The following is a 26,250-nucleotide window of genomic DNA, read 5'->3' on the forward strand; positions in this document are numbered from 1 at the left end:
CAGTAATCTGGGTGAACTAACGTTCACCCAGGATCTCAAATTCATCACCGTGCAGGCGGGCTTTACCGTCTTGTTCAACGACCCAATGTTCAGCATGAATTTTGCCAAAGGCTTTGTTCATCGTCCAGTTGGCACTCAGTAAGTAGCCTGTTTCTGGGTGCTTTTCCCAAACTACATCGGTATAGATGACATCGCAGAAACCCTGCTCGATGATACCGTGCCAGAAAGTTTCTATGTCCTCTCGAGAGTTAAACTCGCCAATTGGCCGCGCCAGCATAGTGCAGGTTGTCGAGTATTGCTCAGCACAACCACGCGCATCTCCACTATTAAATGCATTTTGCCATGCAGCGATACCTGCTTTGCAAAGGTCAAGTTCTTGTTGTGGTGTCATTAGATGATTCCGCATATTTTGTTTTCAGTAAGGTCAGTGTAGAGGTTTTAATTGAAATGAAAAACAGTGATAATAAAAAACACTGTTTAGTTAAATTACACAATAAAAATGCGCCAACTTGGAAAGATGTCGTTGTTTGCTCATGTCGTGGACGTCGGTTCGGTATCCGGTGCGGCAGATAAACTCGGTTTATCAAAATCTGTGGTCAGCCAGCATTTAAAAACGCTTGAGCAAGACCTCGGGGTCGTGCTTATCAAGCGGACAACCCGTCGGCAGTTTCTAACTGAGCCTGGCAAACGTTTTTATGAGTCCTGCAAGGCACTCAATCAGATTGCAGCAGATGCCTGGGACAATGTTCAGGCTCAACAAAGTGAGCCGGAGGGGCAGGTTCATATCACTGCACCTAATGCGCTGGTAGAAACATTGCTCGCACCTGTTATATCCAAGTTGATGCGGCAATATCCTGGCGTCATTGTTAAGTTAACCTGTGAAGACCAGCATCTGGATTTAATGGCAAACAATATTGATATCGCTATACGTATTGGTGCTTCAAAAGATAGTACGTTCAGACAAAAACGTTTGGGGGTATTTCGTGACGTGTTGTGCGGACATCCGCGTTTTAAAACGGTATCACTGGAGCAAACGCCCTATGTAGCAAACGCCTGGGAAGGAGAATCGATCTCCCATCAGTTTGTCTCAGGTAATGGAGAGTCTATGATGTTCAGGCCTAAAGTGAGTTGTATCACGAACGCATTTCATAGCACTGTCTCTTTGATCAGTAGCGGGGCGGGAATAGGTCTGATCCCGAGTTTCTATTTACACAATGAACTGCCCGACGTAACCGCATTGTTGCCAGATGAAAGTTTGCCTGAAAACCCGGTGTATTTACTTACCCCCTTTTCTAAACATGTTCCCATGGCCGTAAAAGTGTGTGTAGATGCACTAAGTGTGCATATTCAGGAGCAGTTATTAATACACCGCGGGTGAATTGATTAACGGTAGTTTTCATCTCTGAGCCCATACTTTTCAGCAATACTTGCCAGGCGGCCGTCCAGCTGTAGTCTGAGGACACCGAGGTCGAGTGCTAAAGTTAATTGTTCGCTATTTTCCAGGCGCGGAGAAAAGGCGATATAAGCTGGCTCCAGTGGGCTGACTGAACCAACAGATTTGATTTTGTCACTGATCCCGAGCTGTTTGGCCTGATACCAGACAACAGGGCCTGCATCGACATAAGCGTCTATTCGTTTACTGGTTAATAATCTGAGGCTGCGTGCCACGACACCATCACCTGTTATCAGCGTAATATATTTATTGGGAGAACTACGATGTGATTTGATGTATGCATTCAGCAAATGGCCATAGTCGTATCCCTGCACAGCGCCGAGGCGAATTTTATTCAACGAGTGTTGGTTTTTGTATATCCATGTACTGTCGGCCAGGGTAAATAAAGTGTTTGGGCTGAGTCTCAGTATGGGCACTTTTGGAAAGAGAAAATCTGGTGCATCGTCTTTGAACGCACCCACAATGGCATGTATTTTTCCTTCTCTGGCCTGATGAATGGCCCTGAGCCAGGGCATTTCAATATAACGAACTTCATACCCCGAGATGGCGAGCGCCTCTGTGGCCACATCTATCATGAATCCCTTATTTTTGTCTGAGTCGCGACAATTGACCGGGCACCAGTTGTCTCCTGCGATCAGCACTAGCTTGTCGTTACTTGAAAATACATCAATCGAGAACACAGATAGGCAAAAAAGTATAATGCGTAGCATATCGGGGTAAATTGGTGGCGATATTGGGAGTCTAGTCAATAAACAGCAGTCCGGCAATGTCATGAATCATGGCGTGGTTTATCTGAGCTTTCAGTTGAAATCTCAGTACCCACTTATTGGGGGAGCTTTGCGTGCTCTATGGAAAGGCTAAGTAGGATTTTTTACTTTAACAGGTGTTGGCATGAGCATAAGAAGGCTGGGAGGGTGATGGGCTTATTTTGAATTGATTTCTGCAACTATATGATTTTACTGTTTATATCTCGGTATGAAGATAAAGTCATTGAGAAGTCATGGGTAAATCAGGTGTTATGATAAGAAATTAACTAGCTTAACCACCTGTAGATAACAGGAGGGTTAACATGACCAAATATACATTCGCTACACACTTTATTGCTGCCGCCATATTAGGCAGCGTGAGCTGCATTGCTACGGCAAACTGTACCAAACCAGCAGAAGCGACCGCAGCAGAGCTGCAAGGCGGCTATCGGGATGTTTCTGAACTCAGTCAGGCTTTTATTGATATATCACCTGAACGCAGGGACGACGGAGTTAATGTTGGTACCTTAAATACCAAAATTCGCAAAGACATGCTGGTGAAGCTTGCCAAAGAGATAGAAAATAACACTCATGGGCATTTCGACAGCTTACTGATTGCACATAAGGGGCAGTTGGTTTTCGAGTCTTATTTTTCTCGTGGCCGTATCAACTTGCCACATTATCAGGCATCTGCGACTAAGGTATACACTGGCCTGGCGCTTGGTCGGGCGATCCAGCTGGGTTATCTGAGCATGGCCGATTTAGACAAGCCTTTGGTGAGTTTTTTAAAGGATCTGGATCATAGCAAACTTACCAGGGGGAGCGATAAAATTACACTTAATATGGCACTCACCATGCGTTCCGGGATCCGACTTAATGACAGTCAAAAAGAGGCGTTAGAAAAAATCTCCAAACAGCTTAAAGGGCAGCGGCATGCACAGGCATTGTTAGAACGCAGTGCGCCAATCGGTGCTGACTCACTGACATTCAAATATCAGGATGACCCTATGCTGGTGATGCATGTGATCGATGCTGTGGTACCGGGCTCTGCTGAAGCTTTTATTAAAAAAGAACTACTTGATAAACTTGATATCAATGCGTATCACTGGCAAACCGCCGATAATGGTCTGCCTGAAGCTGGCTGGCGGGTCAATATGACGTCACGGGATATGGTTAAATGGGGGACTTTGGCACAAAACAAAGGCGTGTGGCAGGGTGAGCAGCTCATTCCTAAGGAATACATTGCGAGGGCCGTCAGCCCGCAGCTCTATACGGGCGATGATGACATGTTTGGTGGTGGCAAAGATGTGTCAAAACAAGGCTATGGCTACTACTGGTGGAACGCTGAGTTGAAAAATGGTGACAGACAGTTTTACAGTGCATCGGCTCAGGGGGGCGGGGGCCAATATATCATTTTAATTGAAGAGCTTGACCTTGTTGTGGTCGTGACTGCCAGTCGCAGAGAAAACAGCACACTGCAGTTAATGGCCGAGCGAGTAATCCCGGCCTTTATCTAGCCGTTTAGCAACTAACAGTGCAGACAATGTCCACCGACGCGGCGTTGTCTGTTGAAGTGGCTCAATAACCGCTGTAAAGTCCGCAACTGCTCTTTGTTCAATAGTCACATAAGGTTGAAATAATGAAAGTGCTGGTAACGGGCTCAGCAGGCAGAGTTGGACGCGCCATCTACATCAAACTGATGGCGCACCATCAGGTAGTTGGGTTTGATAAAACACCTTGTTCAACAGCCGATTTTGTCGGGGATATCAGAGACAGCCAGTTGCTTAATCAGGCGCTGCATGGCGTAGAAGTCATCATACATACTGCGGCTTTACACGCACCACATGTAGGGCGTGTTGATGACTGTGCGTTTCATAGCATCAATGTAGATGCGACAGAGCAGTTGGCATTAGCCGGTATAGATGCAGGTGTAAAACACTTTGTGTTTACCAGCACTACCGCACTGTATGGCTATGCATCGACTCCTGAGGGAGTGGCGGGTTGGGTTACAGAGAACACTCAGCCGCAACCTAAATCGATTTATCACCACAGTAAAATACTGGCAGAGCAAAAATTAGCTGAGATAGCTAAGCGCTTTGATTTACCTGTAACTGTGCTTCAAATGTCCCGGTGTTTCCCCGAGCCTGCAGATTTGATGGCCGTTTACAGGTTGACACGCGGAATTGATGCCAGGGATGTGGCCAGCGCGCACCTTTGTGCTGTAGAAAGACGCTTGCCAGGCTTTCAACGCTTTATTGTGTCTGGCGAAACGCCTTTTAGCCCCGCTGACTGCAAACGCTTATACCTAAATGCCGCTGAGATGATTTCTGAAAGATGCCCTGGGCTGCTTTCGGCATTTGAACAACGCGACTGGGCTTTACCCGATTCATTGGACAGAGTATATGACTCATCCGCTGCGGCGCAGCATCTTGGCTGGCGATCAGAGCATGGGTTTGAGCAGGTTCTGGAGATGTTAGATGCAGAATTTGCCGAGGTATTGCCTGCTATAAATCAATACAGAGATACTCGGGCCCAATAAACACATTTGCTGTCAATTGTTGCTCAATATTTGTTCTTCCTTGCCGATATCAAACTACATGGATGGGAGCGGAGGAGCTATGAAAATTGAAAATGCACAAGTCAATATCAGTAACAAGCATGAGGGTCAGAGTCATGTTTATGAAAAGCGTACAGAGATCACTGAGTTGCCCAGGCCTGAGAACGTCTATTCGGCACAGCTGGGTAATGGTGAGCAAGGGGTGGCGGGCGAGGTGGCTGATGTAGACAATACAGCCACTGATCTGGATATGCAAACCAGTGCCAGAATGTACATCTTGAAGTTACTGGTAGAAAAACTCGCGGGCAGTGACGTACAGTGGTATGACGCTGTGGTCGGAAAAGACATCTCGCATGCCGAGATGTCACAGATTATGTCTTCGTCAGAGCAAGCACCCGCCACAGAAGTAATCGTAGAGCGGTTATCGCACGAGAGTCAGGCCAACGCCTTTAAGGCAGATGGACAAATTCAGCTGGAAAATGGCCAGACAATTAGTTTTGCCTTTAAATCCGTATTTGCCCAATCCCATACCAGCTATGAGCGAACCATCGAGAATGTTGATATGAAGGACCCGTTGATCATCAGCTTTACCAATCGCGCTGTTGAACTGGATACTGAACGTATGGACTTTGATATTGATGCAGATGGCAATAAAGACAATTTTGCTCAGCTGAAGAAGGGATACGGCTATCTGGCATTGGATCTCAACCAGAACAATCAGATAGATGATGGTAAAGAGCTGTTTGGCGCGCTCAGTGGTAATGGATTTGCCGATCTGACTCAGTATGACGATGATGGTAATGGCTTCATTGATGAAAATGACGATATTTTTGATAGCCTTAAAGTCTGGGTCAAAAACAAAGAGCAGGACGAGTTAATGTCACTCCAGGACGCCAATATAGGCGCAATTGCACTACACAATGCTGATACGCCTCTGAATATCAGAACGGATGGGGCGTTACAAGGCGCGATCCGTAAGTCCGGTTTTTATCTCGATGAAAATGGCAAACCTGGCCTGGTTCAGCAGGTTGATTATGTGGTGTAGGAGTCGAGTTTTATACCAGCACGATCAATAAGTTCACTAATTCTGGTGGCGCGTGTATGATAAAGGAACGGCCTTGTAGGGGAAATGACAAGGCCGTTTGTTGTGCACTGAAGGAGCGACCTATGGACTCTTTATCATTCAAAGATTTTTTAAAACCGAGGCCTGCACCTACGGGCATAGATGTGCTGTGTAAGCTTCAGCATTTTGCGATCATTACGTATGCTGTTGATGCTAGCAAGTTTGCTGGTCTATTTCCGGCGCGCTTCAAGCTTGATACCGTGATGATAGATGGCGCGGAAAAGGGGTTAGTGTCTGTCGTGCCTTTTATCGATGTTGACTTTACTTCGGCTGTTTATCCTTTCCCTAAGTACACAATGGGGCAAACCAACTATCGTATCTATATCATAGACAAGGAAACTGGAGAGCGGTGTGTTTGGTTTCTTGGTACCACACTTGATTCGTGGACGCGCATTGTGCCTAGTATGCTCTGGAAGCTTCCCTGGTATAGTGGCAAAGTGGTTTTTGATTGTGATTATGACCAATCACAGGGGGTATACCGTCGTTATAAGATGCATACCACGGCACACTGGGCACCGGCCAGCGTTGAATTGATGCAGCAAAAAGATGTGCCTATTGAGTTACCCGGCTTTCCTGATACAGAAACAGGGCTTGTTTACCTGACCCATCCTTTAACTGGTTTTTACTACCGGCGTGATGGTCGTCTGGGCACTTACAGCGTATGGCACAAAGAACTCAGGGTTTGTTCTGCGATTTTGAAATCCGCGAGCTTTGGTTTACTCTCTCGTCTGGGCCTGGTCTCTGACGCGGAGCAGCAAAAGCCACACAGTGTATTAGTGGAACCAGTCAACGAGTTTACGATTTACCTGCCTCCAAAAGTACTGAAAGCCAGCCCGGAGCACGCTTGATCTGCAACAGGGTTGCGTTGGGTAATACACCAAAGTGAGAAAACAATGCAATTTATCTATGTAATGGACCCTATGTGTGGCTGGTGCTACGGATTTCAACCTGAATTAGAGCGGTTTTTAACTCCTTATCCCGATGCACAGGTGAGCTGGGTAATGGGGGGACTGGCACCAGATACGACGCAGCCCATGGCGCAGAGCTTAAAAGATACGATTGCTTCATATTGGGTTGAAATAGAGCGCAGAACATCGGTTACTTTTAATCATGACTTTTGGCATCTTAACACCCCTGTGCGTGCAACCTATCAGGCTTGTCGAGCGGTCATTGCTGCACAAAGCCTGAGAGAGCAAGGTTTACAAGAGCATGGCGCAATGGACATGGCCAAGGCCATTCAGGCAGCCTATTATCAGCAAGCTAAAAACCCTTCGTTAGATGCCACTCTGGTTGGGTGTGCAACGGCCATTGGTCTGGACGGCGTGCAGTTTGAATCGGTATTGCACGCTGCTGAAACTGAAGCACAATTTCAGCAGCATTTAGATTTAGCACGACAGCTTCAGGTAACAGGCTTTCCGGCACTGTTTTACATTAATGAAAATGGGTACGCTTATCCGTTAACTCTGGGGTTTTGCTTCGCTGAAGAGTTGGAGCAGCGATTGAAGACCTACACCAAGTCATAAAGTTCAAATACAAGCTGGTTTATCGAAGGCTGGCTGCTTTTCAGGCGAGTGCTTGCTGGAGTTTTTGCAAGTAAAGCACGCTATCCATGGTATTGCCAAAGAAGATCTATGCTATGGAGTTACGAGCATTTTTCACATGTTCAGATAAAAATTTGTGGGTACAGGTTTTACATTAGTTTACACGGAGTATTGTACTAAACCTGATACATTGTCCTTAGGTATTAAAGAGCTTAAGGGCAAAACCATGAAAATAAGCCAAACTATTTTACAATCTTTATTTGTTGTAAGTGCGATGGTCGCTGATGTTAGTGCCGCAGAGCCAATCCAAATCAGTGATACATTATGGTTGGGTCAAAAACCGCCAGGCACTCAGCCAAAGCAGTTTGCCCCTGATCTGGTATCTCTTGAAGGTCGATATGAGTTTGGGGTGTCGTTTTCTCCGGATCTGAGAGAAATGTACTTTACCGCTTTAGATGTGGTTGAGGGAGCAGATACCTACCCACAGATTTACCATACAAAGCTGGCAGGAGGACGCTGGACAAAACCTGAAAAAGCGAATTTCACCCAGGGCAAAATGGCTTATGAGTTGGTCCCCTATGTGAGTTTGAATGAAGACAGAGTGTACTTTACCGCGCGTGAAGCCAATGCAAAAGACTCTGGCATCTGGTACGTATCTCGAAATAAAAGCAGCCAAGAAGCTAAAAGGTGGGAGTTGTCACTGAATACTGGCCGCCTGTCTGACTTTAACCAGGCGAGAAATGGCGATTTGATCTTTACCAACATGAAACAACGAAAGATGTATATTGCCGAAAATAATGCCGGGCATATCTCGCCACCCAGGCCAATGGATATCGCGTTTGGGATCCATGGCTTTATGTCACCAGATAATGATTACTTGCTGGTAAATGCAAGACACAGAAAGGATGCCAGCAGAAAAGACAGCGATCTATTTGTGTATTTCAGAAAGGAAAACGGCGGGTGGTCTGAACCCGTAAATTTGGGCACCCTTATTAATACACCCCATTCCGAAACCGTACCGCGTGTCACACCAGATGGCAAATACCTCTTTTTTGGTCGATATAATGAGCCTGGCGGTATTTCAAACATTTATTGGGTCAGCACGAGTGTGATAGATAAACTAAAAACGACCTATTTCGAAGGGCTACATTCTGAACGGTTGTGATCATAACACAAGGCGTTGATTTTAAATTCGCCTAGAGTGCTTTGCCGGATCAGGTGGATCGACCTAACCTGCAATTATGATCGTTTGAATTATTGGATTATATGTTCAAAAAGCGCCTTGCGAATTCGATGGTGTCAGAAGGCCGTTTTAGAGAAAGCCAAATCAGTTAAAGCTGCTAATGGCTTTCTTGTACATTGTGTGAGGGTTGGTAAGGCACTGATATTCATTGTGCCTTAGCCAAAAACAGCCAAACCCGTTAGCCTGTCTTGCTAGTTGTCACAATGTGTGTCCGGCAGCGTGATATCGACCCATACCAGACGGTGGTCAGAAGAGGATGCTCTGTCGGCTACAAGCTCTGCGCCAGCCTGGTTCTTTGTAGGCCAAAATACACCACTGTCACTGACGGTCAGGTTGGCAGACGGTAACACATAGTCTGCGCGCATGCCCCAGTGTGCAGTATGTGAGGCAGCATGTTTGTTATCCGGTTTATTGAGTCGTCCACCTTCAGAGGTAGGAGCCGGGTAATGATTCACACGCGGATGTTTCAGTAACTGATCAATCGCACCAGGGTATGCGTCGCCATCGACAGAGCTGGCATTTAAATCACCTAAAATGACAAATGACTGAGCGGCAAATCCACCGCGTTGACCCATATCGTCGTATATGTAGGCGTTACCGGTTGAGCTAATGTAATCCTTCCACAGCCTGAGCTCATCGTGATTACGCTTACCGTTTCTGTCCTCGGGTCCGTCAAAAACGGGGGGCGTTGGGTGACTGGCTAATACGTTGATCTGCTGATTGCAAACTTGTACCGGAATATCCCAATGCGACTTGGATGACAAGCGCATGGCCGAGACCTCTTCTTTTGAGTACCAGCTGCTGCCATCCGCCTGCGTTGGCATCAGATTGTTTGGCATATCTTTCCACAGAAAGTGTTGAAAAGTTCTGATCTGATCCTGCTGAATGGGATACCTGGATAACAACACCATGGCATATTGGCCAGGGTATTTGCCAAAGCCATAATGTGTCAGACGGGCATTTTTGTCACCAGCAAACGGCGTCTCTACGCCCGTGTTGACCGGTGCCAGATACACGTAGGGATATTTAATTGGATCAAAACCGTTCTGAGATACTTCAAGATAATCACGCTGGAACAGGTGAATGCCTTGCTGGGGATCTGCAATGTAGTCGAACTCGTTTAGCAGAATAATATCAGGTCGGGTACGTTGGATGATCTCAGCGATATTGTTGATTTGACTAAAGTCCCCACTTTTCAACGCTAGGGTTAATGCATTATCCGATGGCGTTGTGTGGTTTGTCATATCGTAATTGGTTGCTTCCATACTGACGTTAAAGGTCGCTACTCGTAGCGTTTGATTATCTTCCGACATTTTTTCAGAGGCCGTATTGGTTGATGTGCTCTGACAGCCTGTGCTCAAAATAGCCGTTGCTAGCACGACAGGTAAAAAATTTGCTTTCATTGTTTGCCTGATCAAATTAAAACTGGCTTAACTATAGCGTTTTTTGACAACAAGATGTGTTAATATTTCGTTGGATGTTTGATTCTAAGTCTAGGTTATATAAGGAGCTTGCCTGCATGGGTCGTCGATATGGTATCGCTTTATTGTTGTTTGCTGCGCTGAGCGCCTGGCTGGTTGCTGGTGCGCATTTATCCTGTATCTATTTCGGTCCACAATGCTATTCCGCGCAAATGGCACCGCCTTTTGTTGTAGAGTCGGCGCAGGCAGGCACTATGCTGGCGCCTTTAGCCACCATCGCGGCGTCTGCAATTTTTATTGTGCTGGGCTGCTATGCTTTTTCTGCAACCGGACTCATGCGGCGATTACCCTTGCTTAATGTCGGGATATATAGCATTGCGCTGGTATGCATTATTCGTGGTTTATTGCCAATTCAGTTGTTTGTTCGTCACCCTGAAAAAATCAGCAATGCAGTATTGTGGGTTGGTGTTGCCTGGTTGCTTGTCGGATTGTGTTACTTGCTGGGCTATCGGGCGGTAAAAAAACACCGCGCAGACTAGCTTTTGTTTACTCCGGGCCGGTACAAAGATCAGGGCACTGAATAGTGCCCTGTATGAGGTAATGAATACTCAGAGTCTGGCTTTCGCCACCATGGCTTCTATGTGTTTTATTGCAATCCAGGGGTCTGACTCATCAAACAGGTGTGAGGCGTATTTCATTGTTACCGCTTCGGTGTTTTGATTCAGCGTAGCCAGTTTCTTTTGTGCGTCATTCCAGGTTTGCGTGTAAACGTCTATATCCGGGTAGCTCATTTTGGTTTGCCTGATTGTGACGTGCGGGATACCACGAGAAAGCACGGTAACAGGCAAGTCTGCTTTTATTTTATAGAGCGCAGAGTGGCTGGAGGCTTCTTCAAAATCTTCGAATGAATTATGTTCGCGCTCCCAGTTAATAATCATCTTCATTGTGTCCCAGCCAGGTTTTGACATCTGTGCTTTCATCGCGTCGTACCAGGATTCATGGGCTGTGTCTATCAGAACCATGCCGTGCACTTGATCCGGATATTTGCTTGCATAGGCACGCGCGACAAATCCGCCGAAAGAATGAGGCACCAGTACTAGCGACTCGACCTTCAGGTGTTCGATAAGTCCGGCCAGTTCATCACGCAGTTCGGCTATAGTCCTGACTTTGGGGTTGTCATATTGGCTTTCGCCATAGCCTGCACGGTCGTAAAAACACAGCCGGTAGCCTCTGGGGTTGGCGTTGTGGTAGGTATTTTTATAAGTTGTGTGTGCATCCAAGCCCATACCGGATACCAACAGGGCGGTGACTTTGCCTTCGCCCTGGCACGCATAGGCTATTTTCTTCCCGGCAATCTCTGTATAGTGGTATTCGTGTTGGTGCTGGGCGGCATGGCCCGAAAATGTTGCGCCTACAAGCGCGGCGACGGCGAGTTTGTTCATAGTGCAAGTTCCTGTTGTTGATTATTATTTAGTCCACTAGTAAATAGCATAACGCAGAATTTATTGAACTTTCAATAAATAATGAAAGCTCGTTGTTGAACTTTTTCTCTGCGCATTCCGTAAGACAAGGCATGCTAATAATCCGACAGGGCTGCGCGTGAAAAGAACGCTTTACTGGTTTACTCAAGACCTCAGGCTGGATGATAATCTGGCACTCGATTTTGCCACTCAAAACAGTGATCGCATTCTGTTTGTGTATGTGATAAACCCAAGGTATCGCATACAGACTAACTATCATTGCAAGTTGCTCGGTGACAGGCAGGCAACATTCATTGCTGATTCACTGTTAACACTCAGCAGCCAACTACAAAGCTGCGGTCATAGTTTGTTGGTTGTTGAAGGTGAACCACATCAGGTTTTGCCACACCTGGTAGCGAAACACGAGATAGATCAGGTGATTTGCGCCGAACAGGTAGGGCTTTATGAACGCAAATCCGTGCAAAAAATGCGCAGCGAGTTGGGGTCTGTCCCGTTGCACAGCTTCTGGCAGCATACTTTGTTTGAACACACCCAGATACAAACTGTAAGTCGCGATTTAGGTAACTTTACTCAGTTCAGAAAACGCGTAGAAAAAGCGCCTCTGTCGGTAGTAACATCGTGTCGCTTCGACCCATCGCGATTACCTGCCCCCCTTATCACAGCAAGCAGTGCCAACGAGCAGGGCATATTGCATCAGTGGCACGCACAGCGCCAGGATCGGTTGACTGAAACCAGAGTGCCACTGGACTTTCCCGCCGGGGAGGAAGCCGCGCAAGCTCATCTTAGGGATTACTTCGACAGTGGTGTGGCCCGCAGATACAAAGAAACCCGCAACGCGCTGGATGGCTGGCTCAACTCAACCAAAATGAGTCCCTATCTGGCGTTAGGTAATCTGTCGCCGCGCCAGGTTTGGTGGGCGACAGAAGCATTTGAAAAACAGGTTGTAGCGAACGAGTCGACCTATTGGATCAAGTTTGAACTGCTGTGGCGTGAATATTTCCAGTGGCTTTGCCTAAAGCTTGGGCCGCAACTTTTTCGATTTCAGGGGCTGGCCAAATCTAAACCCCTAACCACTTTTATGCCTGAACGTTATACGCGCTGGTGTCAGGGCAATACGTCTGCGCCTTTGGTGAATGCACTGATGAATCAGCTTAATGAAACGGGATACATGTCAAACCGGGGCAGGCAAATTGCTGCGAGTTACTTTGTGAATGAACTGGGGCTGGACTGGCGTTATGGTGCTGCCTACTTCCAGCAGCAGTTGCTCGATCATGATGTCGCTTCAAACTGGGGCAATTGGCAGTATATAGCTGGGGTGGGTGTCGACCCGCGTGGTGGGCGCCATTTTAATATTGAAAAACAGGTTCAATTGTATGACGAGCAGGGTCTGTTCGTGCAAAAGTGGCGCGGTGAGCAGGGCGTTTCATCTGTGGATAGTGTGGATGCAGCAGACTGGCCCACATTTGCTGAGGAAGACGTATGAGTGTGGCGGTCGTCTGGCTCAAGCGTGATTTAAGGTTATCCGATCACGCGCCTTTGTGTCAGGCCATTCAAAGCGGTCATCCCGTACTACTCTTATATTGCTTTGAACCCATGTTACTGGACGACCCGCATTATTCGGCTCGCCATTGGCAGTTTGTTTTGCAGTCTTTACAGGACATCAATGGGCGGGTTCCGCACGGGTCTTTATGGGTATCGGACAAACCAGCATTAAACGCTTTACAGCAGGTCCACGAGACCTACCAAATCGCCGGACTGTACTCTCATCAGGAAATCGGTCTGGCGAACACGTTTGAACGGGACAAGGCAGTCGCAACCTGGTGCGCGGCGATGGAGATTAACTGGGTTGAGTCTCGTTGTGGCGCAGTATTAAGAGGGCTTAGACAGCGGCAAAATTGGGATAAGCGATGGCAAAAAACTATGCGTGAACGCTGTGCTGATCCTGATTTGTCACAAGTAAATTGGTTTTCACCAGACACGAGATGTGCACAACTGAGCGATATTCAACAACGCTTTTATGCACCGCCGGGAACTTTTCAGCCAGGTGGTGAAACTCAGGCACACCGTATTTTAGCCGAGTTCTACCAGGGACGAGGTAAAGGGTATGCCTATAGTTTATCCAGCCCGTTACTCAGCCAGCAGGCGTGTTCGCGTATGTCTGCTTATCTGGCCTGGGGCAATATCAGTTTGCGTCAGGTGTACCAGAGTGTGCTAGCTCACTGGCAAATGGTGGGTTGGCGTCGCACTCTGGTGGCCTTTTCTTCCAGGCTGCACTGGCATTGTCATTTCATTCAGAAGTTCGAAAGCGAATGTGATATGGAGTTTCGGCACATTAATCGGGGTTATGATCTCTTGCCTCGCTGCACCGGGGAGGAAGCCCAACAAAGGCTGGTTGCCTGGGAAACGGGGAACACTGGTATTCCTATGGTGGACGCTTGTATGCGGTGCCTGATCGCCACGGGTTACATCAACTTCCGTATGCGCGCTATGCTGGTGAGCTTCTTATGCCATCACCTAGAACTTGACTGGCGTTTGGGTGTTGCGCATCTTGCCCGGGTCTTTTTAGATTTCGAACCGGGTATTCACTACAGCCAGTTTCAGATGCAGGCAGGTGTGACAGGCATTAACACCATTCGCATTTATAGTCCGGTTAAGCAGGGCGAAGAAAAAGACCCGCAAGGAGAGTTCGTCAAAACCTGGTTACCGGCACTCAAAGATGTGCCAGCTCCTTTGGTTCATAAACCCTGGGAGCTGTCGCCGATGGAGCAGCTAATGTATGGCGTGGTGCTTGGTGAGGATTATCCTGAACCCATTGTCGACTTAAAGCTAAGCTATAAAGCTGCGCAGGAGTTACTGTGGCAATGGCGCAAAAGGCCTCAAGTGAAAAAAGAAGCCCAGCGGATACTGAAACGACACGTACGTCCGAGCTAAGGTATGAAGAAATCCCGGTTACCAGAAAAAACCTGCCCGGTTTGCCTGCGTCCTTTTTCCTGGCGCAAAAAATGGCAACGAGACTGGCCCAATGTGAAATATTGCTCCAAACGGTGTGCGGGCAACAGGCAAAAAAACAGAGAAACACATGAGTAAACAACTTAGATTGATCCTGGGCGATCAGCTTAATGCAGGTCATAGCTGGTATACAGAAAAGTCCGATGAGGTACTTTATGTTATTGCCGAACTGCATCAGGAGACCAATTACACTCGGCACCATATCCAGAAAATATGCGCGTTTTTTGCTGCAATGAAAGCATTCGCACAGGCACTTGAGTCGGCTGGGCACCATGTATTACATCTGACACTGGATGATACGCGGGACTTTGCATCGCTACCTGAGCTGCTGACCCACCTGTTCAGGGAACACAACATAGGTCACTTTGCCTATCAGTTGCCGGATGAATATCGGTTACGCACTCAGTTGGCACAGTTTAGTGACACGCTGTCAGTTACTTCGAGTGTCTATGATACTGAACATTTCTATCTGGCTAATGAGCAGCTTAGCAGTTACTTTAAGCCCGATAAACGGCATCGGCTGGAGCATTTCTACCGCAAGATGCGCGGTGAGTTTAATGTGCTTATGGTTGATGGAGAACCGCTTGGCGGACAATGGAATTTCGATAGTGACAACCGCAACAAGCTAAAAGCGGCCGATCTTGCTGAGATACCTGAGCCGCTGGTGTTTGCTAACGATGTTGGTGATATTTTGGCGCGGCTCAAGCGGCATCAGGTTAAAACCATGGGGCAGGCAGATGAGCATCTGCTGTGGCCCGTTAACCGTGTGCAGGCGAAGTCGTTACTGACGTTTTTCTGCCAGCATTGTTTACCGTCATTCGGGCGCTTTCAGGATGCCATGACAGGCAAACTGATTGAGCTGGGTGAAGATCGGGGCTGGAGTTTGTATCATTCTCGCTTATCATTTGCCATTAACGCCAAAATTCTCAGCCCTAAAGTGGTGGTAGATGCAGCGATTGCGGCATTTGAGCAGTCTCAGGGTGCCATCAGCCTGGCACAAATAGAGGGATTTGTGCGCCAGATCATAGGCTGGCGCGAGTTTGTCAGGGGCATTTATTGGGCCAATATGCCAAAGTATGCTGAGCTCAATCATTTGCAGGCCACACGCAGCTTGCCTGCCTGGTTCTGGACGGGCGAGACCAAAATGCGCTGTCTCAGTCACGCTATCACACAATCTCTGACCTTTGCTTATGCCCATCATATTCAACGCTTGATGGTCACCGGCAACTTCTGTCTGGTGGCTGGCATAGACCCAGATCAGGTGGACGCCTGGTACCTGGGGATTTACATCGACGCCATAGAGTGGGTGGAAATGCCAAACACCCGGGGTATGAGCCAGTTTGCCGATGGGGGCATTGTTGGCTCCAAGGCTTACGCAGCCAGCGGAAACTACATTAAAAAAATGAGTGACTACTGCGGCGACTGTGCTTACAAAGTGACTGAAACGGTTTCTGAGTCAGCTTGTCCGCTTAACGCCTTGTATTGGCATTTTATGCAGCAGCACCATACGCAATTCGCCAGTAACCCGCGTACAAAAATGGTGTACAGCAACTGGCTGAAAAAGTCTGATGAAGATAAGCAGGCCGTGCTCACACGCGCTCGATACTTGCTCGACCATATCGAACAGCTTTAATACTGACGTCAAAACAAACGTAACAGCACACAGAAACAGCTAAAAATGAGGAATTTATACAGATGATCAAACAGCTCAGCCGGGAAGACATAGCCAATATGCAAGAGCGGGAAAGGGCACGACTGATAAACAGCTTGTCTGGATTTAAAAGTGCCAATCTGGTCGGTACCCAGGATACACAAGGTAACCCTAATCTGGCAATCGTCAGCTCGGTCTTTCATATCGGTGCAAATCCGCCGCTGATAGGCATGATCATCCGCCCTGATACAGTGCCCAGAGATACACTGAGCAATCTCCGGGCCACTGGTCATTACACGCTAAACCATGTTAATTCGACTATCTGGCAGCAAGCCCACCAAACCTCGGCGCGCTACGCCCCGGGCGTGTCTGAGTTTTCAGAGGTCGGACTGGACATGCAGCAGGTTGATGGCATCACAGCGCCTTATGTGGCACAAAGTCAGTTGAAATTTGCTCTGGCATTACGAGAAGTACAGAAACTGGAGATCAATGGCACTATCTTAGTGATCGGAGAGATCATTGATATTCAACTGCCGCAAGATAGCATTAAAGCGGATGGCTACATCGACATTGAGTCTTTGAATACCGTGGCCATTTCCGGACTGGATAGTTATCATGAAACACGAAGGCTTGGCCGACTGAGCTACGCCAAGCCTGAGCACCCACCCAGACAACTCAATCTGGATGGGGAGCAAATCACTGAGCGTGAATAAGGATTTTAAGATCAAAGAGGCACTGACATTAAAAAAGATGGCACATGGGATGGCCGTTGCTCTGGTTGTGTCATTCAAATGTGTGGCACTGGCCGGGCCAAAGATAGCGGTAACCGATACCCAAGAGGCTGGTGTTTATATTGTGTCAGTGTCCGGCTCTGAAGACGACACCACTTCGTTGTTGGCGCGCTGGCACAATAAAGCACTCGCCCTGTGTAAAGGCGGACGTTACCGGGTTGAACCCAACGGTCAGCCTGTGGTGCGTGAAAAGCGATGCAGTGATGCCGTGATATCGAGACCTGATGGATTGCACTGTCTTGAAGTTGATGCCAGCGTATTTGGCAAAGTAGTATGTGATAGGCCCCGCCTACAGTTTCGCGCTAAAGGCAGGGCCCGACAATTATTTGGCTTGAAGTCTTACTGCCAGGTGCGCTATTTCTCTGAGGACACTCTGACGATTCATTTCCATGAAAATCCAAAGTTTGGTGGCGATCTGTACAAGCAATCCGGCGATAAACCATACAGCCCAGAATACCTGATCCATGACTGCGGTGGCGATATAAAACCGATAGCCGCTGTACACAAAGCCGATGGTGATCAGCAGGGCGCTGATTGAAGCCAGGATCACCCAGAAACGGGTATTGCCCTGATACACGTTACCCAGCATAGTGAATAGGCCTTTTTCGTGAGCAAGAATGGGATCTATCTGATTTTGTTCTTGCTGTAATGCTTTACTTATTTCTTTGTCTAAATTCATGCTGTTTGCTCCTCGTTAACCATGGCACGCAATTGTGCCCGTGCGCGGTTTAATCTTGATTTAACGGTGCCCTGAGGGACATCCAATATATTGGCAATGTCTCTGAGTGACATTTGCTCTAAGTAAAATAAGTACACACAGTGGCGCTCTTCATCGGCCAGCCGGTTTATCAGCGTCAGGATACTCAGCGAGGTATCCAGATCCGGTGTCTCGAATGCCTGCGTCGGATGGGTCTCTTCGAAACGATGTTCTGCCTGTTTAAGATCGACAAAGCGACGGTAAATGGCGCGGAACACCCAGGCACGAAATGCACTGGGCTCTTTGAGCTGATTGAGCTTTTTGGCGATGTTAGTCCAGACATCCTGGCAGATATCATCGGCACTGGCACTTTGGCCACTGAGCTTCATCGCAAACCGCCAGCTTGGCTGATAAAACGCTTCGCATAAGGTTTCGAACGCACGCCGGTTACCCTGTTGGGCAGACAATACCAGTAATGCGGCCTTTGATGGTTCCATGCTATTCCTTTGGGCTTTTCTTACAAGACGGCGCAGCATGTAAAAAGGTTCACGCGCAGCAAATTATTTTTCCCAATAGGGGATTTCACCAAAGTAGCTCACCAGGTAATCGATAAAAACGCGCACTTTGGGCGCTAATAATCGGGAGCTGGGGTACACCAGCCAGATAGCAGTATTAGATTCGAGCGGATAGTCAGGCAATACCTCAACAAGTTGACCCGAACGCAATGCTTTATAGGCACTCCAGCGGGAATTAATGGTGATCCCGAGCCCCAGTTGACAGGCCTCTCTGACGGCGTCTCCGTTATCAGCACGTAGCTGACCTTGCACTTTAATGGTTTGATGACCTTGAGGCGTCTGAAAGGACCAATGTTCCAACCCGGCCAGGGTAATACAGGCATGTTCCAACAGATCTCTTGGGTGTTCCGGATGCCCATTTTTGGCAAGATAATCCGGTGAGGCGCAGAGTAATCGGGTGTCTGTGGTCAGTTTTTTGGCAACCAGCGTAGAGTCTTTGAGTGCGCTATTTCGTATTGCGAGATCAAAGCCGCCCTCGACCAAATCGGAAATGGTGTCGGATAGCTTCAGGTCGAGTTTAATTTCCGGATACCGGGCAAAAAAGCCGGGCAGGGCCGGCAAGATATGCATTCTGCCAAAGGATGCTGGCATGGTTAACCTCAGCGTTCCACTAGGCTTTGTACTGCCGGCGCCAATGGCGGCTCGCGCGGCCTCGACCCCATTCAACACATCTTCGGCATGGGGCAAAAACGCCAGCCCTTCTTCGGTTAAAGACACTTTGCGTGTTGTGCGATGTAGCAGTCTGACCCCGAGGTCGGTTTCGAGCTTACTAATATGGCTGCTTGCGACAGCGGCTGACAACCCCAGATCCAAGCCTGCCTGGCTAATGTTACAGGTGGCAGCGATGCGCACAAACAACTTGAGATGCTCAATGTTCATTATTAACAAAATGTATAAAGTGATTATTAAATTCAGTCTATTATCAATAAATAAAAAGGCAAGTATAGTTTTAGTCATCAATACAGGAGAGCATAATTATGAAAGCAATGGTGTTAAATCAATACGGTGAAGAGGCGGTGTTTACCTTAACGGAGGTAGTTAAACCTCAAGTGACGGCAGGTCACGTTCTGGTGCAAGTAGCGGCAAGCAGCGTCAACACGGTTGATACGATGATCCGTACCATGGGCGAAGCCTTACCTTTGTCACCAGCCTTACCAGCCGTACTCGGGATGGACTTTGCGGGTACCGTGGTTGAAGTTGGAGAGGGTGTAACGGACTTTGCCGTAGGAGACGAAGTCTACGGGTGTGCCGGTGGTCTGGCTGACTTACAAGGCGCACTGGCGGAATTTATGTTGGCCGATGCCCGACTCATTGCGCGTAAACCCGGTAATCTGAGCATGCGAGAAGCGGCTGCTTTGCCTTTAGTAGGGATCACGGCTTATGAAGGGCTGCAACGGGCCGGGATAGGGGCTGGCCAGCAAGTGCTGGTACATGGCGGCTCTGGCGGTGTTGGACACGTTGCTGTGCAACTAGCTAAGCACTTTGGTGCACGAGTATACTCGACCGGTGGCGGCGATGCCCAACTTGAGCTGATCAGTCGCCTGGGCGCGGTACCGATTAACTATAAAACCGAACAAGTTGCAGACTATGTGACTACCCATACCGAGGGCAGAGGATTCGATGTGGTCTTTGACTCAGTAGGCGGCGCCAATATGGCCAACTCGTTCGAAGCCGCAGCATTGAACGGTCATGTCGCCTCAACTGTGGCTATGGTGGATCTTGACTTGTCAGTGGCGCACTTTAAAGGACTGTCTTTGCATGTGGTCTTTATGCTGATCCCTATGCTGCATAACCATAAGCGTGAAGATCATCAGCAGATCCTGAATGCCCTGACAACGATAGTTGAAGCCGGGGCACTGGTACCTGTACTGGATGAACAAGGTTTTGAGTTGTCGCAGGCAGGTCTGGCGCATGCGCGGCTGCAAAGTGGTCAGGCGATGGGCAAAGTGGTGATTGATGTTTAATACGCGTTTAGCGCTTCATTTCTAAATGACCTCAGGGCTGAGTGTGATGTATCGCATTCAGCCTGTACTTAAAACAGTTAATTTAATTGCCCCCACACGATTGTTTTCTTTTTGTCATTTCACGCTCAAATTTTTGTCATATTGATTGAATTACTACTAACTTATAGAAGTTTTGTCTGCTGGCACAGGTTTTGAAGTTATCTTTGAGCTAACGTGCACAGGCATAATAGTAACCTTATGAATATTATTAATTTTTTATTTCATTCTCTTAGTTGAAAACAGAACAAGAATAACCAAACTGGTGCAATGCTCAGCAAAACAAAGGCGCTCTGCACCAAAAGGGGGCAACATGAACTATTACGAAGTAAATTTTGATGGCCTGGTCGGCCCAACACACAATTATGCGGGATTGTCTTATGGCAATGTAGCATCCAAATCCAATGCCAACAAAGTTTCCAACCCTAAACAGGCGGCATTACAGGGGCTCGAAAAAATGTGGCACCTCGTTCAGCTTGGTTTACACCAGGGCGTCATAGCGCCTAATGCTCGTCCGGATCTGCGTACCCTCAGGGTATGTGGGTTTAGTGGTACGGATGCAGAGGTGATCAGCCAGGCCGCAAAAACGCAGCCTCAGTTGCTCAAAGCCTGTTACTCGGCGTCTTCGATGTGGACTGCGAATGCGGCGACGGTATCACCCAGTTGCGATAGCGCGGATGGCAAATTGCATCTTACGCCTGCAAACTTAAACAATAAATTGCACCGGGCTATCGAAGCGCCTCAGACCAGCCAGATTTTAAAAAGTATTTTTAACCACAATGACTATTTCAGCCATCATGACGCATTGCCTCAGCATCCGATGTTTGGAGATGAAGGTGCAGCTAATTATACACGACTGGCTGACAGCTACGGACATCAGGGGCTGGCGTTATTTGTTTACGGTGAAGATGCTCAGACTCAGGTCAAGCCGCAGCTGTTCCCCGCGCGACAGACTCTCCAAGCGTCTGAAGCGGTTGCGCGAAGTCACCAGCTCGACCCACAGAGCACCTTATTTATTCAACAGAATCCTGAAGTGATCGATCAGGGCGTGTTTCATAACGATGTCATAGCCATAGGCAATGAGAATGTTTTTCTGTTTCATGAGCAGGCCTTTTATCAGCAGCAAAAGGTGATTGAACAGATAAACTCGGCATATCGGGGTGACAGGCCACTTCACCTTATTGAGGTAAAAAATGCCGATATCAGCGTTGAAGAAGCGGTAAAAAGCTACATCTTTAACAGCCAGCTGGTCAGCTTACCTTCAGGCGGTATGGCCATCATAGCGCCGGGGGAATGTCAGACTGTGGGGAAAGTTGAGCAATACTTGTCGGCGCTGTGTCAGGCCAGCAACCCGATCAGCGAAGTAATATATATGGATCTCAAGCAAAGTATGCAAAACGGTGGTGGACCGGCGTGCTTGCGATTGAGAGTGACTTTATCGGAGCAGGAACTCAATGCGGTGAATCAGGCATGCTTGCTGGATGAACACACCTATCAGCGCTTAAGAGACTGGATAAACAAACATTACCGCGACAGGCTGAGTGAGGCCGACCTGGCTGATCCCAATTTGTTAACTGAGAGTCAGCAGGCGCTGGATGAACTAACGCAGCTGCTGAAGCTGGGCGCCATTTACCCGTTTCAACAAGAATAAGCCCAAGGGCGCTAGTCCAACGCAATGATGGGGGCTTCATTAAATACGTCGGTATTGAGCGGATGCATAACCAGAGTGATCTGAAAATCAGGTTGCTCGCTGTGCTGCGCAAAGTCCTGCTCTGCTATGTGGGCGTATTTGCTGACGCTATCTTGTAATTCCTGCCACATTTTATCCCTTAGTTTGGGCGGCATCTTCATTGGCTTAATTAAAACATGATGCTCTGGTGTACTGGTCGGGGCCATAACAGCATCGAGTGTTTGTGTCATGTGTTTACAGACAGACTGCTTTATTACGAGACTGTCTGGGGCAAACCCCAATGGCGGGCGTACTAAAAATTTGAATTGGTTATTGGGGTGTAATGTCAAAAGCTCAATATCCTCAAGCGCCCGTAAATATCGGTAACTGGAAAGCACGCTCAAATTAAACTCGGTGGCAATATGCTCTACTGTTTGCTGGTGATAAAACAGCCGGGAAAAATAGCTTAACAAATGTGGATGTTTTGCAAAGGCCTGATCCTGGCGCGCCGTAAAGTAGGTGTGTGCAGGTGTATCTTTTACACTCTTATCCAGTAGTTCCGCGGCGTCCAAGTCGCATAGTTCTGCCAGTGTTAACAGCCGGTTCAGGCTGATGTCATCCTGGTTCAGCATTCTCTTAACGGTATTTTCTGACACGTCAAACAACCCGGCAACGTCCAGGTAGGTTAACTCCCTGGCTTTTAGTTGTGATTTAATTTTATCAAGACAGCGCCTCACGACGTGCTTGTTCAGCTCCTTGGTCATTCATGTTACTCCGGGGTAATAAGCATCAAGGTATCACAATATAAAAATTTAAGTATCAAAATATGGTTCTTTATAACTTGTTATTGTTGAACCATTGTGCCGACTAGCATGGATGGCTAGAGTGTCAGCCAGGCAGTAAGCAGTTTATTGAATATCAGGCAAAGGAGTAAAGAGTATGGCCAAAGAGTTAGCATCAAGCCGACACAAGGCATTTGCATTTACCTGGCTGATCCCCATGGTGATGGCTGTATGCGTAACTATCGGTGTGCAGCTGCTCTGTCAATGGGCCTGGCAGTTCCGTTTGTCGGTTACAGCCAAGTTAGGCTTGTACTTTTTTGTTCATTTTGCCAGTGCCTGGCTAATCAAAAGGTATATTACGACTCAGTTTGGTGAAGAGTGTGAGCGACACCCTGGAATGAACTGGCCTCGTCCAGGCATTCACCGATACCTTGGTCGTTATGGTATGGTGTTGACGGCGCTTCCCTCTATGGCGCTGACGCTTTTGAATCCTATACTGTTATTTCAACAGGTTAAACTGCTTGTTTGTCAGCTGTCGGTTGGAAAAAGAGTATCGACACGGGCAACAGACATTGCCGGATATAAAAATAAGGTGGGGTATCGTTTGCCGTTTGAAGGTCGCTGGCTGGTTTACAACGGCGGCAACTCACCTGCAACCTCTCACTCCTGGGACGTGCTCTCGCAAAGATATGCACTGGACTTTGTGATGGTCGATCACACTTATTCACGTCATAAAGATAACGGCCTTAATGTGCGGGATTATTATTGCTTTAACCAGCCAATTGTTGCGGCAGCAGCGGGGGAAGTGATTTCGGTGTTTGATAGAGTCGCTCAGGCGCCACTGCCAGGGTTTGGGTTAATAGACTTTCTTTGTTGTCACTTTGCTGGCAATCATGTTGTGATCAGGCATGCACCCGGTGAATATGGTTTTTATGCCCACCTGAAAAAAGGGTCAATTTCGGTCAAACCCGGTGACCGTGTTGGCCAAGGGGAGCTACTGGGTGTATGTGGTTTTAACGGTTTTACCAGTGAGCCCCATTTACACTTTCACCTCCAGGATCGTCCAGAAATTTATGAGGCAATGGGGTTACCTGTTAAGTTCACAGGGGTTGAGTGTGAAGGCGTGCGTTCTGACGCTGTACACCTTAGCCGTGGCATGCAGGTGATCCAGAGAAGCTAACTGGTCTGCACACTTTTCAATTAAGTGCTTGCTTTAGTGTTGGGGTCAAAGGTTTAATGGGGCGATAACAGATACTAATCACGTCACCATTTTTAGGGAGTATAAAATGCCGGCCTATACAATTAGTTGCGATCCTAACCGACTCAACTTTGATCTCATTCACGATTTTATTTCAGATTCCTACTGGGCGAAGGAAATCCCCCGCGAAGTGATGAAACAGGCCATTGAGCATTCCTTGTGTTTTGGTGTCTATACCGATACGGCAGAGCAGGTAGGGTTTGCCCGAATGATCACGGATAAGGCAACGTTTGCGTATTTGGCGGATGTATTTATCGTGGAGGCACATCGCGGTAAAGGGCTGAGTAAGCAGCTGGTCGAAGCCATAATGCAACACCCGGACCTTCAGGGCTTACGCAGAGTCATGCTGGCGACCAAGGATGCGCATGGTTTATATGCACAATTTGGTTTCGAGACGCCGGAAGACCCAAGTATTTTGATGCAGATCTGTCGCCCTGATATTTATCAGGTTTGTCAAAAGTAAGAGCAGCGGGCAGCTCTGTTAGTATACTTGAGCTGCCCTGTATTCAGTAGGTGAACACTACTTCCAGTTTGACTTATCCCAGTTAGTTTTATCCCAATTTGCGCCGATTGTTATGGTTGCTTTGCCCTCGTCCGGGTCATCCCCATCTTCCACAGTTTCATCAGCATCATTGTTATCATCACCCTGAGGTGTTTCATCAGGTTTGGTCGTGGTGTTATCTGAGCTAGGAGGCTTTTGTGTAACTTGTTGACTTTCATCAGAGCCAGAGCCCCCACATGACGCAACCAAACTTACAACGACCACGATGAATAATAGGTTGTAGTTCATATCATTCCTTATAGCGTTATGTTTCCGGTAACATTTGAACCTGCATAGTTAAGCGACGTCTGATAAAGCTCATTGTCTTTGACAACAATATTAGCTGCTTGTGAGGTGTCTACCTCTAATACCGTATTTGCTTTAATAAACTGGTTGTCTTTAATAACAATAATGTTGTGTGGTGAGCTGTTCTCACCACTGATAAAAATATGTCTGGGCGAAGATGAACTGGCATCAAAGACATTACCAGATAGCAGGTTGTAACGATAACCGCTTATACCGAGATTAAAATGAATGTACTCGTTTTTCCCATTTTGCATATCATCGAAAATGTTATTAGCAATGATATTTCGTCGATTGCCAACCTCAATCCAGGAATCGTCGAGGACATTGTTGAGTAGTCTACCACTTAGGTATATATCAGAGTCGTCGATTCTGCTTGACAATACAGCTTGAATTAAATGTTCTGTTGAGCCGATAACCGAGTCTTTGATGTCACTTGACTCGATGTTCTCTACGCGTGTTAACTGTGAGTTTCTTATATCGGAGTTAGTGATGTGCTCAATTGATGTCACTGTGTTTTGGGCTACGTCCTCTAATAACGAATGATCTAACTTAATGCCACTGGAGAATGTAATATCACCACGGAAGGTACATCTTATACAGGTTATATTTGAGCCCTCCAGCTTGAGATTAGAAAAAGACGCACCAATAATGACGCTGTCAGTGCCTATTTCCAACGTCGGTAACTGAGATTCAGTTTCACTCACCGGACTTCCCGTAAAGCTGCCCCCCAAAAATATGCCGTTATCAACTTTGAGCGTTTTATCGTAAGTCGCTTCAATGGTTAGATTACCTTCAATGATAGCAAAGCGTTCATCTATTGACTGGCTTTGATACATTGCATGGTTATCTGAGGTGACAATGAGGGGCGTGCTCGCGCTTTCTAAAGTAGACAGTCTCTGTGTTAAGTCAGCGAAGTCTTCATTACCCGGTCCATTGGCTACGACAGCTTTCAATGCTTCAAGTTGCTCACTGAACGAGGACTGAGTATTGGCCAATTCATTTACACTACCGGCAGTGGAGTCAATGCGCGCTTTCACTTCTACCGTTTCGCTCTCTACAGCAATTAATTTGTTGTGGGTTGTTAATTGCGTAGCTGATAGCTCGTTCACATTACCCATATTGATATTTAGTTGGTTTGCTATTTCTTCGAAGTTCTCGTTAACTTCTGATGCGAGCGCAGGCGTGTTAGCCTCAAATCTATGTGTAACTTCAAATTCAGGTGTTTCAGACGCACCAGCAGTATATATAGCGCTAGTGATCGCCATAACTAATAGCTTCATTTTTTTCATATGTATTCCTTGCTAACTAACAATATCAGAATTGAACGACTGAACAGCTTACTCAAAGCGAATTCTCATTGAAAACTGTACCTATATGTGTATTTTATGTCAATTTAAAGTTACTGC

At 47.4% G+C, this 26,250-nt stretch carries 27 protein-coding genes; 17 read left to right on the top strand and 10 right to left on the bottom strand.

Going from position 1 to position 26,250, the window contains the following annotated elements; all coding sequences use genetic code 11:
- Window positions 1-16: 16 nt before the first annotated feature.
- The gene (locus MHN31_RS08220) at window positions 17-391 is read right to left on the bottom strand and encodes an isochorismatase (protein WP_239444016.1); all 375 of its coding nucleotides are present in this window, start codon (window positions 389-391) and stop codon (window positions 17-19) included.
- Between the two features lie 108 nt (window positions 392-499).
- On the opposite strand from MHN31_RS08220, the gene MHN31_RS08225 reads away from it, so the two are divergent.
- Entirely contained in the window at window positions 500-1,378 is an 879-nt protein-coding gene (locus tag MHN31_RS08225; protein WP_239444017.1) for a LysR family transcriptional regulator, read from the top strand.
- 5 nt (window positions 1,379-1,383) lie between these two features.
- Here the strand turns inward: MHN31_RS08225 and MHN31_RS08230 are convergent, their stop codons facing one another.
- The gene (locus MHN31_RS08230; protein WP_239444018.1) at window positions 1,384-2,094 is read right to left on the bottom strand and encodes a transporter substrate-binding domain-containing protein; all 711 of its coding nucleotides are present in this window, start codon (window positions 2,092-2,094) and stop codon (window positions 1,384-1,386) included.
- 428 nt (window positions 2,095-2,522) lie between these two features.
- On the opposite strand from MHN31_RS08230, the gene MHN31_RS08235 reads away from it, so the two are divergent.
- The 6 genes from MHN31_RS08235 (at window position 2,523) to MHN31_RS08260 (ending at window position 8,585) form a co-directional block, all read left to right on the top strand.
- On the top strand, window positions 2,523-3,716 hold the full coding sequence (locus tag MHN31_RS08235) for a serine hydrolase (RefSeq protein WP_239444019.1): 1,194 nt from the start codon (window positions 2,523-2,525) through the stop codon (window positions 3,714-3,716).
- A 122-nt stretch (window positions 3,717-3,838) separates the two neighbouring features.
- Complete coding sequence (locus tag MHN31_RS08240; RefSeq protein WP_125559408.1) at window positions 3,839-4,738, top strand: NAD(P)-dependent oxidoreductase; 900 nt, start codon at window positions 3,839-3,841, stop codon at window positions 4,736-4,738.
- Window positions 4,739-4,817: 79 nt separating this feature from the next.
- A complete protein-coding gene (locus MHN31_RS08245; RefSeq protein WP_239444020.1) occupies window positions 4,818-5,801 on the top strand; it encodes a hypothetical protein in 984 nt (327 codons plus the stop codon).
- A gap of 122 nt (window positions 5,802-5,923) precedes the next feature.
- Entirely contained in the window at window positions 5,924-6,727 is an 804-nt protein-coding gene (locus tag MHN31_RS08250; RefSeq protein WP_239444021.1) for a DUF2071 domain-containing protein, read from the top strand.
- A gap of 45 nt (window positions 6,728-6,772) precedes the next feature.
- Window positions 6,773-7,402, top strand: coding sequence for a DsbA family protein (locus tag MHN31_RS08255; RefSeq protein ID WP_194867313.1), 630 nt, complete (start codon window positions 6,773-6,775; stop codon window positions 7,400-7,402).
- Window positions 7,403-7,646: 244 nt separating this feature from the next.
- On the top strand, window positions 7,647-8,585 hold the full coding sequence (locus MHN31_RS08260; protein ID WP_239444022.1) for a hypothetical protein: 939 nt from the start codon (window positions 7,647-7,649) through the stop codon (window positions 8,583-8,585).
- A gap of 269 nt (window positions 8,586-8,854) precedes the next feature.
- On the opposite strand, the gene MHN31_RS08265 is transcribed toward MHN31_RS08260, so the two are convergent.
- Window positions 8,855-10,066, bottom strand: a complete 1,212-nt coding sequence (locus MHN31_RS08265) for an endonuclease/exonuclease/phosphatase family protein (RefSeq protein ID WP_239444023.1) — start codon at window positions 10,064-10,066, stop codon at window positions 8,855-8,857.
- Window positions 10,067-10,182: 116 nt separating this feature from the next.
- Between MHN31_RS08265 and MHN31_RS08270 the strand changes: the two genes are divergently transcribed.
- The gene (locus MHN31_RS08270; protein WP_239444024.1) at window positions 10,183-10,623 is read left to right on the top strand and encodes a hypothetical protein; all 441 of its coding nucleotides are present in this window, start codon (window positions 10,183-10,185) and stop codon (window positions 10,621-10,623) included.
- A 69-nt stretch (window positions 10,624-10,692) separates the two neighbouring features.
- Here MHN31_RS08270 and MHN31_RS08275 read toward each other — a convergent pair whose 3' ends face one another.
- The gene (locus tag MHN31_RS08275; protein WP_239444025.1) at window positions 10,693-11,526 is read right to left on the bottom strand and encodes an alpha/beta hydrolase; all 834 of its coding nucleotides are present in this window, start codon (window positions 11,524-11,526) and stop codon (window positions 10,693-10,695) included.
- Between the two features lie 157 nt (window positions 11,527-11,683).
- Between MHN31_RS08275 and MHN31_RS08280 the strand changes: the two genes are divergently transcribed.
- From MHN31_RS08280 to MHN31_RS08300, 5 genes are all read left to right on the top strand, one after another.
- Window positions 11,684-13,048 (top strand): DASH family cryptochrome, encoded by a 1,365-nt coding sequence (locus tag MHN31_RS08280; RefSeq protein ID WP_239444026.1) that lies wholly within the window; start codon window positions 11,684-11,686, stop codon window positions 13,046-13,048.
- Window positions 13,045-14,496, top strand: coding sequence for a deoxyribodipyrimidine photo-lyase (locus tag MHN31_RS08285; protein WP_239444027.1), 1,452 nt, complete (start codon window positions 13,045-13,047; stop codon window positions 14,494-14,496). Before MHN31_RS08280 ends, MHN31_RS08285 begins: the two co-directional genes overlap by 4 nt.
- Before the next feature lie 3 nt (window positions 14,497-14,499).
- On the top strand, window positions 14,500-14,652 hold the full coding sequence (locus MHN31_RS08290; RefSeq protein ID WP_082225421.1) for a DUF2256 domain-containing protein: 153 nt from the start codon (window positions 14,500-14,502) through the stop codon (window positions 14,650-14,652).
- Window positions 14,645-16,207 carry a cryptochrome/photolyase family protein gene (locus MHN31_RS08295; protein WP_239444028.1) on the top strand — a complete coding sequence of 521 codons (1,563 nt, stop codon included), beginning with the start codon at window positions 14,645-14,647 and terminating at the stop codon, window positions 16,205-16,207. Before MHN31_RS08290 ends, MHN31_RS08295 begins: the two co-directional genes overlap by 8 nt.
- 62 nt (window positions 16,208-16,269) lie before the next feature.
- The gene (locus tag MHN31_RS08300) at window positions 16,270-16,938 is read left to right on the top strand and encodes a flavin reductase family protein (RefSeq protein ID WP_239444029.1); all 669 of its coding nucleotides are present in this window, start codon (window positions 16,270-16,272) and stop codon (window positions 16,936-16,938) included.
- Between the two features lie 400 nt (window positions 16,939-17,338).
- Here MHN31_RS08300 and MHN31_RS24385 read toward each other — a convergent pair whose 3' ends face one another.
- The 3 genes from MHN31_RS24385 to MHN31_RS08315 all read right to left on the bottom strand — a co-directional run bounded on the left by MHN31_RS24385 (window position 17,339) and on the right by MHN31_RS08315 (window position 19,167).
- Entirely contained in the window at window positions 17,339-17,695 is a 357-nt protein-coding gene (locus tag MHN31_RS24385; RefSeq protein ID WP_343224681.1) for a DUF6768 family protein, read from the bottom strand.
- Complete coding sequence (locus tag MHN31_RS08310; protein WP_239444031.1) at window positions 17,692-18,210, bottom strand: RNA polymerase sigma factor; 519 nt, start codon at window positions 18,208-18,210, stop codon at window positions 17,692-17,694. Before MHN31_RS08310 ends, MHN31_RS24385 begins: the two co-directional genes overlap by 4 nt.
- A 63-nt stretch (window positions 18,211-18,273) precedes the next feature.
- Window positions 18,274-19,167 carry a LysR family transcriptional regulator gene (locus tag MHN31_RS08315; protein WP_239444032.1) on the bottom strand — a complete coding sequence of 298 codons (894 nt, stop codon included), beginning with the start codon at window positions 19,165-19,167 and terminating at the stop codon, window positions 18,274-18,276.
- Between the two features lie 98 nt (window positions 19,168-19,265).
- Here MHN31_RS08315 and MHN31_RS08320 point away from each other — a divergent pair, with 98 nt between their 5' ends.
- A complete protein-coding gene (locus MHN31_RS08320) occupies window positions 19,266-20,252 on the top strand; it encodes a zinc-dependent alcohol dehydrogenase family protein (protein WP_239444033.1) in 987 nt (328 codons plus the stop codon).
- A 349-nt stretch (window positions 20,253-20,601) separates the two neighbouring features.
- Window positions 20,602-21,939 (top strand): N-succinylarginine dihydrolase, encoded by a 1,338-nt coding sequence (astB, locus tag MHN31_RS08325; protein WP_239444034.1) that lies wholly within the window; start codon window positions 20,602-20,604, stop codon window positions 21,937-21,939.
- A gap of 11 nt (window positions 21,940-21,950) precedes the next feature.
- Here astB and MHN31_RS08330 read toward each other — a convergent pair whose 3' ends face one another.
- On the bottom strand, window positions 21,951-22,721 hold the full coding sequence (locus MHN31_RS08330) for a helix-turn-helix transcriptional regulator (protein WP_239444035.1): 771 nt from the start codon (window positions 22,719-22,721) through the stop codon (window positions 21,951-21,953).
- Between the two features lie 175 nt (window positions 22,722-22,896).
- Here MHN31_RS08330 and MHN31_RS08335 point away from each other — a divergent pair, with 175 nt between their 5' ends.
- Both MHN31_RS08335 and MHN31_RS08340 read left to right on the top strand, forming a co-directional pair.
- Window positions 22,897-23,919 carry a M23 family metallopeptidase gene (locus MHN31_RS08335; RefSeq protein ID WP_239444036.1) on the top strand — a complete coding sequence of 341 codons (1,023 nt, stop codon included), beginning with the start codon at window positions 22,897-22,899 and terminating at the stop codon, window positions 23,917-23,919.
- Between the two features lie 106 nt (window positions 23,920-24,025).
- On the top strand, window positions 24,026-24,460 hold the full coding sequence (locus tag MHN31_RS08340) for a GNAT family N-acetyltransferase (protein WP_239444037.1): 435 nt from the start codon (window positions 24,026-24,028) through the stop codon (window positions 24,458-24,460).
- A gap of 57 nt (window positions 24,461-24,517) precedes the next feature.
- On the opposite strand, the gene MHN31_RS08345 is transcribed toward MHN31_RS08340, so the two are convergent.
- A complete protein-coding gene (locus tag MHN31_RS08345) occupies window positions 24,518-24,787 on the bottom strand; it encodes a hypothetical protein (protein WP_125559448.1) in 270 nt (89 codons plus the stop codon).
- 8 nt (window positions 24,788-24,795) lie between these two features.
- Window positions 24,796-26,133 (bottom strand): hypothetical protein, encoded by a 1,338-nt coding sequence (locus MHN31_RS08350; protein ID WP_239444038.1) that lies wholly within the window; start codon window positions 26,131-26,133, stop codon window positions 24,796-24,798.
- Between the last annotated feature and the right edge of the window lie 117 nt (window positions 26,134-26,250).

The sequence above is a fragment of the Pseudoalteromonas sp. McH1-42 genome (assembly GCF_022347845.1).
GTDB lineage: Bacteria > Pseudomonadota > Gammaproteobacteria > Enterobacterales > Alteromonadaceae > Pseudoalteromonas > Pseudoalteromonas rubra_D.

Coding starts and splice junctions, on each gene's coding strand:
- astB (WP_239444034.1), top strand. CDS start 20,602: ATGAACTATTACGAAGTAAATTTTGATGGCCTGGTCGGCCCAACACAC.
- MHN31_RS24385 (WP_343224681.1), bottom strand. CDS start 17,695: ATGAATTTAGACAAAGAAATAAGTAAAGCATTACAGCAAGAACAAAAT.
- MHN31_RS08275 (WP_239444025.1), bottom strand. CDS start 11,526: ATGAACAAACTCGCCGTCGCCGCGCTTGTAGGCGCAACATTTTCGGGC.
- MHN31_RS08290 (WP_082225421.1), top strand. CDS start 14,500: ATGAAGAAATCCCGGTTACCAGAAAAAACCTGCCCGGTTTGCCTGCGT.
- MHN31_RS08320 (WP_239444033.1), top strand. CDS start 19,266: ATGAAAGCAATGGTGTTAAATCAATACGGTGAAGAGGCGGTGTTTACC.
- MHN31_RS08250 (WP_239444021.1), top strand. CDS start 5,924: ATGGACTCTTTATCATTCAAAGATTTTTTAAAACCGAGGCCTGCACCT.
- MHN31_RS08225 (WP_239444017.1), top strand. CDS start 500: ATGCGCCAACTTGGAAAGATGTCGTTGTTTGCTCATGTCGTGGACGTC.
- MHN31_RS08315 (WP_239444032.1), bottom strand. CDS start 19,167: ATGAACATTGAGCATCTCAAGTTGTTTGTGCGCATCGCTGCCACCTGT.
- MHN31_RS08235 (WP_239444019.1), top strand. CDS start 2,523: ATGACCAAATATACATTCGCTACACACTTTATTGCTGCCGCCATATTA.
- MHN31_RS08310 (WP_239444031.1), bottom strand. CDS start 18,210: ATGGAACCATCAAAGGCCGCATTACTGGTATTGTCTGCCCAACAGGGT.
- MHN31_RS08220 (WP_239444016.1), bottom strand. CDS start 391: ATGACACCACAACAAGAACTTGACCTTTGCAAAGCAGGTATCGCTGCA.
- MHN31_RS08335 (WP_239444036.1), top strand. CDS start 22,897: ATGGCCAAAGAGTTAGCATCAAGCCGACACAAGGCATTTGCATTTACC.
- MHN31_RS08255 (WP_194867313.1), top strand. CDS start 6,773: ATGCAATTTATCTATGTAATGGACCCTATGTGTGGCTGGTGCTACGGA.
- MHN31_RS08245 (WP_239444020.1), top strand. CDS start 4,818: ATGAAAATTGAAAATGCACAAGTCAATATCAGTAACAAGCATGAGGGT.
- MHN31_RS08340 (WP_239444037.1), top strand. CDS start 24,026: ATGCCGGCCTATACAATTAGTTGCGATCCTAACCGACTCAACTTTGAT.
- MHN31_RS08295 (WP_239444028.1), top strand. CDS start 14,645: ATGAGTAAACAACTTAGATTGATCCTGGGCGATCAGCTTAATGCAGGT.
- MHN31_RS08285 (WP_239444027.1), top strand. CDS start 13,045: ATGAGTGTGGCGGTCGTCTGGCTCAAGCGTGATTTAAGGTTATCCGAT.
- MHN31_RS08350 (WP_239444038.1), bottom strand. CDS start 26,133: ATGAAAAAAATGAAGCTATTAGTTATGGCGATCACTAGCGCTATATAT.
- MHN31_RS08330 (WP_239444035.1), bottom strand. CDS start 22,721: ATGACCAAGGAGCTGAACAAGCACGTCGTGAGGCGCTGTCTTGATAAA.
- MHN31_RS08265 (WP_239444023.1), bottom strand. CDS start 10,066: ATGAAAGCAAATTTTTTACCTGTCGTGCTAGCAACGGCTATTTTGAGC.
- MHN31_RS08260 (WP_239444022.1), top strand. CDS start 7,647: ATGAAAATAAGCCAAACTATTTTACAATCTTTATTTGTTGTAAGTGCG.
- MHN31_RS08345 (WP_125559448.1), bottom strand. CDS start 24,787: ATGAACTACAACCTATTATTCATCGTGGTCGTTGTAAGTTTGGTTGCG.
- MHN31_RS08300 (WP_239444029.1), top strand. CDS start 16,270: ATGATCAAACAGCTCAGCCGGGAAGACATAGCCAATATGCAAGAGCGG.
- MHN31_RS08270 (WP_239444024.1), top strand. CDS start 10,183: ATGGGTCGTCGATATGGTATCGCTTTATTGTTGTTTGCTGCGCTGAGC.
- MHN31_RS08240 (WP_125559408.1), top strand. CDS start 3,839: ATGAAAGTGCTGGTAACGGGCTCAGCAGGCAGAGTTGGACGCGCCATC.